Below are 9,286 nucleotides of genomic sequence, written 5' to 3' on the forward strand. Positions count from 1 at the left end.
GATTACATTTCGCGAAATACCGGCGTTTTCGCGACTGGCGGGTAACCAGTCTGGACGGGCGGGAGTCGGATAGCGTGTTCCCATGCGCACTTCGCATGTGGTCGCCGACGTCCCGCCGCCGCGCCCCGACGCGCCCTCCGGCACGGGCGCGCATCCGGCTCCGGCCACCCCCGGAGTCCGCGCCCGGAGCCAGCACCAGCGACGCCGGCGGATCGTGCAGGCGGCCGCGGCGCTCGCCTCCCGCGGGGGCGTAGAGGCGATGCAGATGCGCACGGTGGCCGAACGCGCGGGCGTCGCGCTGGGAACGCTCTACCGCTACTTCCCCTCCAAGATGGACCTGGTCGTGGCGGTCGTGGCCGAGGAGATCGACCTGCTGGAGTCGAGCATCGAGCGGCGGCCCCCGACCGCCGCCCAGCCCGCCGGCCGCGCGGTCGACGTGCTGATGCGGGCGACCCGGGGCCTGATGCGCGAGCCGGAACTGGCCGACGCGCTGATCCGCTCCCTGATCATCGCGGAGGTGGAGGCGCCGTTCGGCGACCGGATGGCGAGCCTGGTGCTGCGCGTCGCCGCCGGCGGCGGCCGCACCGCGGACCTTCCTCCCGACGACCAGCACGCCCTCACCGCGTCCCTGGTGGGGGTGTGGGTGCAGGAGCTGCTGGAGATGCTGCGCGGACGGCGAACCTATGAGCAGATCCAGCACCGGATCGAACTCGCCGCCGAGCGGCTGCTCGCGGGCTTCTGATATTCACCGCCGCCCGTATTCACCCGACCCTCGTATTCACCCCCGCCCCGTATTCACCCTGCCGCCGCAATCGGGCTGGAACGGGTTCCAGTTCAACGACACGTCATTCGAATGCCTCGACGAGGGCCTTGGGCGCGGTCAGGCACCACGCCTCGGTGACCAGCTCGAACAGCTCGTCCGGCTCGATCCCCTCCAGGTGGACGACGACCCAGCCGAACCTCCCTGCGGTGAACTGCGGCTCGAACACCTCGGGACGCTCGGCCACCAGCGCGATCTGCTCCTCGATCGTGGCCTTGAGGCCGACCGTCCGGGTCCGCTCCCAGAGGTAGCCGAACCCCTTGTCGCGCACCTTGAAGGCGACCCAGTCGCCCCCCTCGCTCTGCCGCACCTCGGGCAGCCGGTCCAGCATGCCCAGGAACTCCTCGACGCTCACACCCATGCGTCTGTCGTACCAGAGCGCACCGACAGAACCGCACCGTCCCGCGCAAGGCGGTCCTGGCACCGGTCATGGCACGGTCACGGCCAGGACGGATTGTCCTGCTCGGGATCGCGGCCGTCGGCGAGGAGGCGCAGGTCGGCCTCGACCATCATCGCCACGAGGTCCTCGAACGACACCGTCGGCTCCCAGCCCAGCTGGGTGCGGGCCTTCTTCGGGTCCGCGCACAGCAGGTCGACCTCGGCCGGCCGGTGCAGGGAGGAGTCGCAGACGACGTGCCGCTCCCAGTCCAGCCCGGCGGCGCCGAAGGCGGCCTCGACCAGCTCGCGCACCGAGTGCGTGCGCCCGGTGCCGATGACGTAGTCCTCCGGCTCGGCGGCCGACAGCATCAGGTGCATGGCCCGGACGAAGTCGCCCGCGAAGCCCCAGTCGCGGCGCGCCTCCAGGTTGCCGAGGCGCAGCTCCGACGCCAGGCCGAGCTTGATCCTCGCGACGCCGAGCGACACCTTGCGAGTGACGAACTCCGCCCCGCGCCGGGGCGACTCGTGGTTGAACAGGATGCCCGACACCGCGAACATCCCGTACGACTCGCGGTAGTTCTGCGTGAGGAAGTGCCCGTACGCCTTGGCCACGCCGTACGGCGACCTCGGGTGGAAGGGGGTGCGCTCCGTCTGCGGCGTCTCTCTCACCTGCCCGAACATCTCGGAGGACGACGCCTGGTAGAAGCGGATCTGCCGCGCGGACGAGCCGCGCGAGGCGGTGATCCCCGAGCAGACGCGGATGGCCTCCAGCACGCGGAGCACGCCCATGCCGGTCACCTCCCCGGTGAGCTCGGCCTGCTCCCACGACATCGGCACGAACGAGATGGCCCCGAGGTTGTAGACCTCGTCCGGCTGCGCCTTCTCCACCGCGGAGATCAGCGATCCCTGGTCGAGCAGGTCGCCCCGCACGAGCCGCACGTCCTGCAGGAGCCGGCGCACGCGCGGCACGCGCGGGTTCGCCTGGCCCCGGACCAGCCCCCAGACCTCGTATCCCTCACGCAGCAGGTGCTCGGCGAGATAGGAGCCGTCCTGACCGGTGATGCCGGTGATCAGCGCACGCCTGGCCAACGGATCCTCCTCATACCACCCAACTCGGCCTATGAGAGGCGAATGTACCGCCCTGCCCGACCTCACCCACATAGCCGGTAGTAGAACGCGTTACACCGAATCTCGCTCGGGTAACCTAACACCCCAGGTCGGGGAGGGTGAGGGTCGAGCGAGGACCCCTTCCACCTCATAGCACCCCGGATAAGGTCAAATGGTAGTGTTCCTGGCAGCAGCCCCACGGGGGCACGACTGGAAAGGGGTGCCTCTTGGCGGAGAGGCTGCGAGTCGCGCTGCTGTCCTATCGCAGCAAGCCCACCTGCGGCGGCCAGGGGGTGTACCTACGCCACATCAGCCGTGAGCTCGTCGCCCTGGGCCATCACGTCGAGGTCTTCTCCGGCCAGCCGTACCCGGAGCTGGACGAGGGCGTGATCCTCAACAAGATCCCCAGCCTGGACCTCTACCGCGACGAGGACCCGTTCCGCACCCCGAAGCTCGCCGAATACCGCGACTGGATCGACGCGCTGGAGGTCGCCACCATGTGGACGGCCGGGTTCCCCGAGCCGCTGACGTTCAGCCTCCGCGCCTTCCGCGAGCTCAGGAAGCGGCGGGGCGACTTCGACGTCGTCCAGGACAACCAGACGCTGGGATACGGCCTGCTCGGCATCCAGAAGCTGCTCCCCGTGGTCGGCACCATCCACCACCCCATCAGCGTCGACCGGCGGATCGAGCTGAAGGCCGCCAAGGGGTGGAAGCGGCTGTCGATGCGCCGCTGGTACGGATTCGTCCGCATGCAAAGCGTCGTCGCCCCCCGGCTCAGCCCGATCCTGACCGTCAGCGAGTCGTCGCTCGCCGACATCCACCGCGACTTCAACGTGCCGCAGTCGAACATGCGACTGATCCCCCTCGGCGTCGACACGCGGTTCTTCCACCCGCGGCCGGAACTGCCGAAGCGGGAGAACTCGATCGTGGCCGTGGCCAGCGCCGACTCCCCGATGAAGGGTGTCGCGACGCTGCTGCGGGCCGTGGCCAAGCTCGCCACCGAGCGGGAGGTCAACCTGACCGTGGTGAGCAGGCCGACCCCCGGCGGGCCCACCGAAAAGCTCGTCGGCGAGCTGTCGCTGCACGACCGCGTACGGTTCGTGCACGGCATCCCCGACGAGGAGCTGGCCGAGCTGATCGCCACCTCCGAGGTGGCGGTGGTCCCCTCCCTGTACGAGGGCTTCTCGCTGCCGGCCGTCGAGCACATGGCGTGCGGCACCCCGCTGGTCGCCTCGCGTACGGGCGCCCTGCCCGAGGTGGTCGGCGACGCGGCGATCCAGGTGACGCCGGGCGACCCGGAGGAGCTGGCCGCCGTGCTGCGCCGCCTGCTCGACTCACCGCAGGAGCGCGAGGAGTACGGCCGCCGCGGTTACGACCGCGTGATGGAGCGCTACGCGTGGCCGGTCGTCGCCCGGCGCACCGTCGAGGCCTACCACGAGGCCATCGCCGCTCACACCCCCTCGCGGTGACTCCCCGGCCCCCGAAGCACACCCCACGCGGCACCACCCCACGCAGCGCCACCCCACGAAAGGCAGGCACCGAGTGCTGACCGTCGACTTCGCCCGGCTGCCGGTCGGACCGGGTGACCGCGTCCTCGACCTCGGGGCCGGTGGTGGCCGGCACGCCTTCGAGGTGCTCCGCCGCGGCGCCGACGTGACCGCCTTCGACATGGACGCCGCCGAGATGGAGAGCGTGGCGGCCATGTTCGCGGCCATGGACAAGGAGGGCGAGGTGCCGGCGGGCGCGACCGGTGACACCGTCGTCGGCGACGCCCTCGACATGCCGTTCCCCGACGCCTCCTTCGACCGCGTCATCGCCGCCGAGGTGCTGGAGCACATCCCCGACGACATGGCCGCGATGCGGGAGATCGTACGTGTGCTCAAGCCCGGCGGCCGGGCCGCGATCACGGTGCCGAGCTTCCTCCCCGAGCGCGTCTGCTGGGCGCTGTCGGAGGACTACCACACCACCCCCGGCGGACATATCAGGATTTATACGTTGGCGGAGCTCCAGGCGAAGCTCAAGGCCTCGGGCCTGGAGGTCGGCGGTCACCACCACGCGCACGGGCTGCACACGCCGTACTGGTGGATCAAGTGCGCGGTCGGAGTGAAGAACGACGAGCATCCGCTCGCCAAGGCGTACCACGAGCTTCTCGTCTGGGACATCATGAAGCGCCCTCTCGCCACCCGGCTGGCCGAGGCCGTGCTCAACCCCCTGATCGGCAAGAGCGTGGTCGTCTACGTCCGGAAGCCCGCATGAGGCGGCTGCCGCACGTTCCCGGGATCATCACCGCCGACCAGGTCCTCCGTACGGCCGAGAGCATCGCCGCGATCCAGGACGACGAGGGCGGGGTGCCCTGGCCCGAGGGCCACATCGACGCCTGGAACCACATCGAGTGCCTGATGGCGCTGACCGTGGCCGGGCTGCGCGAGGAGGCCCGCAGGGGCTACGACTGGCTCGTACGGCACCAGCGCCCGGACGGCTCCTGGCCGATGAGGATCCGGGACGGGCGGCCCGCCGAGGCCGCCGGCGAGTCCAACCACGCGGCCTACATCGCGGTGGGGGTCTGGCACGACCTGCTGGTGACCGGCGACGAGGACTTCGCCCGGGCCATGTGGCCGACGGTGGTCCGGGGCCTCGGTTTCGTCATGGGGCTGCAGACCACGCGGGGCGAGATCCTCTGGCAGCGCGACGCCGAGGGCCGCCCGGCCGACTACGCCCTGCTCACCGGGTGCTCGTCGATCCACCAGGGCCTGCGGTGCGGGGCGCTGCTCGCCGAACGGCTGGGCGACCCGCAGCCCGACTGGGAGCTCGCCGCCGACCGGCTCGGCCACGTCGTCGCGCACCACCCCGAGGCGTTCGCCGACAAGAGCCGGTTCTCGATGGACTGGTACTACCCCGTGCTCGGCGGCGCCGTACGAGGGGTGGACGCCGTACGCCGGTTCGACCTGGAATGGGACACCTTCGTGGAACCCGGCCTCGGGGCGCGCTGCGTCTCCGACCAGCCGTGGGTGACCGGCGCGGAGTCGTGCGAGCTGGCGCTCGCGCTCGACGCCGCCGGGCTGCCGGACCGCGCACTGACGGTGTTCGCGGACATGCAGCACCTGCGCCACGAGGACGGGGCCTACTGGACCGGCTGGCAGTTCGTGAACGAGCGGCACTTCCCCGACGAGTGGTCGGGCTACACGGCGGCCGCGGTGGTGCTCGCCGCCGATGCGCTCGCCCACGCGACCCCCGGCTCGGGGATCTTCCGCGACGCCGGCGGCCGGGAGGCCCGCGTCACCGGCGAGTGCGGCTGCGAGCGCGCCCGCGCCTGATCAGCCTGCTCCCGATCACACCGCGCCCGATCGCACCGCGCTTGATGAGCTCTTCTCCAGCACCCGCAGGGAGCCGGTGACCCGCACCTCCGTGAAGGCGCCGGACTCCAGCGCGCGCAGATAGACGTGGTACGGCGCCTGCCCGCCCTCGGCGGGGTCGGGATAGATGTCGTGGAAGACGAGCGCGCCGCCCGGCATGACGTGCGGCGCCCATCCCTCGTAGTCGGCGGTCACCGGCTCCTCCGAATGGCCGCCGTCGACGAACAGCACGGCGAGCGGCGTGGCCCAGAACCGGGCGACCGTCGCCGAGTCGCCGACGACCGCGATCACCTCGTCCTCCAGGCCGGCGGCGGCGATCGTGTCGCGGAAGAACGGCAGCGAGTCCATCCGCCCGGTCCGCGCGTCGACCAGGTCGGGGTCGTGGTGCGGCCAGCCGGGCTGGATCTCCTCCGACCCCCGGTGATGGTCCACGGTGAAGACCACCGTCCCCGCCTGCCGCGCCCCGGCGCCCAGATAGATCGCCGACTTGCCGCAGTACGTGCCGATCTCGCAGACCGGCCCCCGCAGGCCGTACGTCGCGGCGGTCTCGTACAGCGCCTCGCCCTCGGCGGGCGGCATGAAGCCGCGCGCCTCCTCGGCGGCACGGCGCAGCGGAAGGGGCATCGGAGTTACCATGACGGGCACCCTACCCGGGCCCCCGATGAGGAGGACGCGTCGTGAAGATCGTTGTGGATTACGAGGTGTGCGAGGCCAACGCCGTCTGCATGGGTCTGGCTCCCGAGGTCTTCGAGGTCGACGACCAGGACAACCTCTGGGTGCTGATGCCCGAGCCGCCCGCCGAGCTGCTCGACCGGGTCCGCCACGCGGTGCGGTCCTGCCCGAAGGCCGCGCTGTCCCTCGTCGACGAGTGACCATGCCTATAACCATGCGCGGCGCGATCCTGCACGCGGTCGGCGACGAGAAGCTGGACATCCGCGACGACATCACGCTGACGCCGGTGGGCCCGGGCGACGTGCGCGTGCGCGTACGGGCGACCGGCGTGTGCCACTCCGACCTGTCGGTGCTGACCGGCGTGCTCCCCCAGCCTCTGCCGATCATCCCCGGGCACGAGGGCGCGGGCGAGGTGGTCGAGGTGGGCGACGGCGTCACCACGGTCCGGCCGGGCGACCACGTCATCGTCAACTGGACGCCCGCCTGCGGCGACTGCCCGAGTTGCCTGGCCGGGCAGCCGAACCTGTGCATGACGTACATGATGAAGGGCTTCGCCGAGCCGCGCTTCCGGTTCGGCGGCGGCACCCCGGCGTTCGGGATGGCCGGGTGCGGCACCTGGGCCGAGGAGATCGTCGTGCCCTGGCAGGGGGCGATCAGGGTCGATCCCGACGTGCCGTACGAGGTGGCGGCGCTGATCGGCTGCGGCGTCACCACGGGCGTCGGCGCCGTGCTCAACACGGCGAAGGTGCGCCCGGGGGCGACCGTGGCCGTGGTCGGGTGCGGCGGCGTCGGGCTGTCGGTGATCCAGGGGGCCCGGATCTCCGGCGCGACCACGATCCTCGCGATCGACCCGCTGGAGTCCAAGCACGCGCTCGCCCTGAAGGTGGGGGCCACCCACGCCTGCACCCCCGACCGGCTCACGGACGCGATCGGCGCCCTGACCGGCGGCCAGGGCTTCGACCACGGCTTCGAGGCGGTCGGCAAGTCGGCGGCCATCATGACGGCCTGGCGGGCGACCCGGCGCGGCGGCGACGTCATCGTCGTCGGCGCGGGCGCCGTGGACGACCAGGTGCCCCTCAACGCCTTCGGCCTGCTGTTCGAGGGCAAGAACATCCTCAGCTCGCTGTACGGCGGCGCCGACGTCCGCAGGGACTTCCCCCGCTTCGTGAACCTCTACAAGGCGGGCAGGCTCGACCTCGACAGCATGATCAGCGCGCGGATCAGGATCGGCGACCTGAACGAGGCGGTCGCCGCCCTGCGCGGCGGCGAGGTGCTCCGGCAGATCGTGCTGTTCGACTGAGATCTCCCCGTCCGAGGGGATATCTCCGGCGGTCACGGGTACCCCGGTCGGCGACATGCAGACATTCCTGCCGTACCCGGACTTCACCGCCTCCGCACGCCTGCTCGACCCACTCCGCCTGGGCAAGCAGCGGGTCGAGGCGCTGCAGGTCCTGCGCACCCTCACCATCCCGGGGTACGGCTGGCGGCACCATCCCGTCGCCCACATGTGGGCCGGATACGAGGAGGCGCTGGTCCGCTACGGCCTGGAGATCGTCGCGGCGTGGTGCGACATGGGCCGGGCCGACACCTGCGCCGGGACGATGACCAGGGAACTGCTCGGCTGCCGCGGCATCGAGACGCCCCGCACCCAGGTGGCCCTCGCCGAGGCGGGCGAGCTGCCGCCGTGGCTGGGCGATCCCGCCCTCCACCTCAGCCACCGCTCCGCCCTGCTGCGCAAGGACCCCGGGTTCTACGGGCCGTTGTTCCCCGGCGAGCCCGACGACCTCCCCTATGTCTGGCCCGGCTCCGACCGCGTCAACGCCCTGCTCCCACCCCGCCGGCCCGTCTGAGCGCGAGAGGGCCGGGTGGCGAAGCGCCACCCGGCCCTGTGGTCTCGCGAGAGCGGAGGCGGGATCAGCTCTCGGAGGAGAAGGCGGCGTCGAAGGCCGCGTCGGGTGGGGTGATGGCGTTGAGCGAGCGGATGTAGGCCAGGGACTCGGGTGCGCCGTGCAGCCGGTCCATGCCCGCGTCCTCCCACTCGATGGAGATCGGGCCGTCGTAGCCGATGTGGTTGAGCGCGCGGAAGCACTCCTCCCACGGCACGTCGCCCCGGCCGGTGGACACGAAGTCCCAGCCGCGGCGCGGGTCGGCCCAGGCCAGGTGGGAGGCCAGCCGGCCCCGCCGCCCGTCGCGGGTGGCGACCCGGGCGTCCTTGCAGTCCACATGGTAGATCTTGTCGGCGAAGTCCAGGATGAACCCCGCCGGGTCCAGACCCTGCCACACCATGTGCGAGGGGTCCCAGTTCAGCCCGAACGCCGGCCGGTTGCCGATCGCCTCCAGCGTCCGCACCGTGGTGTGGTAGTCATAGGCGATCTCGCTGGGGTGCACCTCGTGGGCGAAACGCACCCCGACCTCGTCGAAGACGTCCAGGATCGGGTTGAACCGCTCGGCGAAGTCGGCGTAGCCGGCCTCGATCATCGACGGCGGCACCGGGGGGAACATGGCCAGGGTGTGCCAGATCGACGATCCGGTGAACCCGACCACGGTCTTGACCCCGAGCTTGGCGGCGGCGCGGGCGGTGTCCTTGATCTCCTCGGCGGCCCGGCGGCGGACGCCTTCGGGTTCGCCGTCGCCCCAGATGCGGGCGGGCAGGATGCCCTTGTGCCGCTCGTCGATCGGGTGGTCGCAGACGGCCTGGCCGACCAGGTGGTTGGAGATCGTCCACACCTTCAGGTCGTACTTGGCCAGGGTCTCCAGCTTGCGCTCGACGTAGGAGTCGTCGGACACGGCCTTGTCGACCTCGAAGTGGTCGCCCCAGCAGGCGATCTCAAGACCGTCGTAGCCCCACTCGGCGGCCAGCCGGCAGACCTCCTCGAACGGCAGGTCGGCCCACTGACCGGTGAACAACGTGATCGGCCTGGTCATCAGTCCTCCACACTCGTGAAGCGGCTACCGG

At 71.3% G+C, this 9,286-nt stretch carries 11 protein-coding genes; 7 read left to right on the forward strand and 4 right to left on the reverse strand.

What is annotated here, in order from left to right; all coding sequences use genetic code 11:
• The first annotated feature begins 82 nt into the window (after positions 1–82).
• The gene (locus F5972_RS22470; RefSeq protein WP_150935522.1) at positions 83–742 is read left to right on the forward strand and encodes a TetR family transcriptional regulator; all 660 of its coding nucleotides are present in this window, start codon (positions 83–85) and stop codon (positions 740–742) included.
• A gap of 103 nt (positions 743–845) precedes the next feature.
• Here the strand turns inward: F5972_RS22470 and F5972_RS22475 are convergent, their stop codons facing one another.
• Both F5972_RS22475 and F5972_RS22480 read right to left on the reverse strand, forming a co-directional pair.
• Positions 846–1,181 (reverse strand): MmcQ/YjbR family DNA-binding protein, encoded by a 336-nt coding sequence (locus F5972_RS22475; protein WP_150935523.1) that lies wholly within the window; start codon positions 1,179–1,181, stop codon positions 846–848.
• A gap of 77 nt (positions 1,182–1,258) precedes the next feature.
• Positions 1,259–2,287: a GDP-mannose 4,6-dehydratase gene (locus F5972_RS22480; protein ID WP_150935524.1), complete on the reverse strand. Its 1,029-nt coding sequence runs from the start codon at positions 2,285–2,287 to the stop codon at positions 1,259–1,261.
• A 245-nt stretch (positions 2,288–2,532) separates the two neighbouring features.
• Between F5972_RS22480 and F5972_RS22485 the strand changes: the two genes are divergently transcribed.
• The 3 genes from F5972_RS22485 to F5972_RS22495 all read left to right on the forward strand — a co-directional run bounded on the left by F5972_RS22485 (position 2,533) and on the right by F5972_RS22495 (position 5,619).
• Positions 2,533–3,774 carry a glycosyltransferase family 4 protein gene (locus F5972_RS22485; RefSeq protein ID WP_150935525.1) on the forward strand — a complete coding sequence of 414 codons (1,242 nt, stop codon included), beginning with the start codon at positions 2,533–2,535 and terminating at the stop codon, positions 3,772–3,774.
• A gap of 73 nt (positions 3,775–3,847) precedes the next feature.
• Positions 3,848–4,561 (forward strand): class I SAM-dependent methyltransferase, encoded by a 714-nt coding sequence (locus tag F5972_RS22490; RefSeq protein WP_150935526.1) that lies wholly within the window; start codon positions 3,848–3,850, stop codon positions 4,559–4,561.
• A complete protein-coding gene (locus tag F5972_RS22495; protein WP_150935527.1) occupies positions 4,558–5,619 on the forward strand; it encodes a prenyltransferase in 1,062 nt (353 codons plus the stop codon). Before F5972_RS22490 ends, F5972_RS22495 begins: the two co-directional genes overlap by 4 nt.
• 15 nt (positions 5,620–5,634) lie before the next feature.
• Here the strand turns inward: F5972_RS22495 and F5972_RS22500 are convergent, their stop codons facing one another.
• Positions 5,635–6,294, reverse strand: coding sequence for a class I SAM-dependent methyltransferase (locus F5972_RS22500; RefSeq protein ID WP_150935528.1), 660 nt, complete (start codon positions 6,292–6,294; stop codon positions 5,635–5,637).
• A 41-nt stretch (positions 6,295–6,335) separates the two neighbouring features.
• Here F5972_RS22500 and F5972_RS22505 point away from each other — a divergent pair, with 41 nt between their 5' ends.
• Genes F5972_RS22505 through F5972_RS22515 form a run of 3 tightly spaced genes read left to right on the forward strand, consistent with a single transcriptional unit; the run spans position 6,336 to position 8,180 of the window.
• Positions 6,336–6,530, forward strand: a complete 195-nt coding sequence (locus tag F5972_RS22505) for a ferredoxin (RefSeq protein WP_150935529.1) — start codon at positions 6,336–6,338, stop codon at positions 6,528–6,530.
• Positions 6,531–6,532: 2 nt separating this feature from the next.
• Positions 6,533–7,630 carry a Zn-dependent alcohol dehydrogenase gene (locus tag F5972_RS22510; RefSeq protein WP_225311735.1) on the forward strand — a complete coding sequence of 366 codons (1,098 nt, stop codon included), beginning with the start codon at positions 6,533–6,535 and terminating at the stop codon, positions 7,628–7,630.
• 55 nt (positions 7,631–7,685) lie between these two features.
• Positions 7,686–8,180, forward strand: a complete 495-nt coding sequence (locus F5972_RS22515; protein WP_150935530.1) for an MSMEG_6728 family protein — start codon at positions 7,686–7,688, stop codon at positions 8,178–8,180.
• Positions 8,181–8,244: 64 nt separating this feature from the next.
• On the opposite strand, the gene F5972_RS22520 is transcribed toward F5972_RS22515, so the two are convergent.
• On the reverse strand, positions 8,245–9,255 hold the full coding sequence (locus tag F5972_RS22520; protein WP_150935531.1) for a sugar phosphate isomerase/epimerase family protein: 1,011 nt from the start codon (positions 9,253–9,255) through the stop codon (positions 8,245–8,247).
• Positions 9,256–9,286: the final 31 nt, after the last annotated feature.

This window comes from Microbispora cellulosiformans, assembly GCF_008728085.1.
GTDB lineage: Bacteria > Actinomycetota > Actinomycetes > Streptosporangiales > Streptosporangiaceae > Microbispora > Microbispora amethystogenes.

What these genes read in the sequence shown, in the direction of transcription:
- F5972_RS22495 (WP_150935527.1), top strand. Translation starts at nt 4,558, where the DNA reads ATGAGGCGGCTGCCGCACGTTCCCGGGATCATCACCGCCGACCAGGTC.
- F5972_RS22470 (WP_150935522.1), top strand. Translation starts at nt 83, where the DNA reads ATGCGCACTTCGCATGTGGTCGCCGACGTCCCGCCGCCGCGCCCCGAC.
- F5972_RS22500 (WP_150935528.1), bottom strand. Translation starts at nt 6,294, where the DNA reads ATGGTAACTCCGATGCCCCTTCCGCTGCGCCGTGCCGCCGAGGAGGCG.
- F5972_RS22475 (WP_150935523.1), bottom strand. Translation starts at nt 1,181, where the DNA reads ATGGGTGTGAGCGTCGAGGAGTTCCTGGGCATGCTGGACCGGCTGCCC.
- F5972_RS22520 (WP_150935531.1), bottom strand. Translation starts at nt 9,255, where the DNA reads ATGACCAGGCCGATCACGTTGTTCACCGGTCAGTGGGCCGACCTGCCG.
- F5972_RS22510 (WP_225311735.1), top strand. Translation starts at nt 6,533, where the DNA reads ATGCCTATAACCATGCGCGGCGCGATCCTGCACGCGGTCGGCGACGAG.
- F5972_RS22515 (WP_150935530.1), top strand. Translation starts at nt 7,686, where the DNA reads ATGCAGACATTCCTGCCGTACCCGGACTTCACCGCCTCCGCACGCCTG.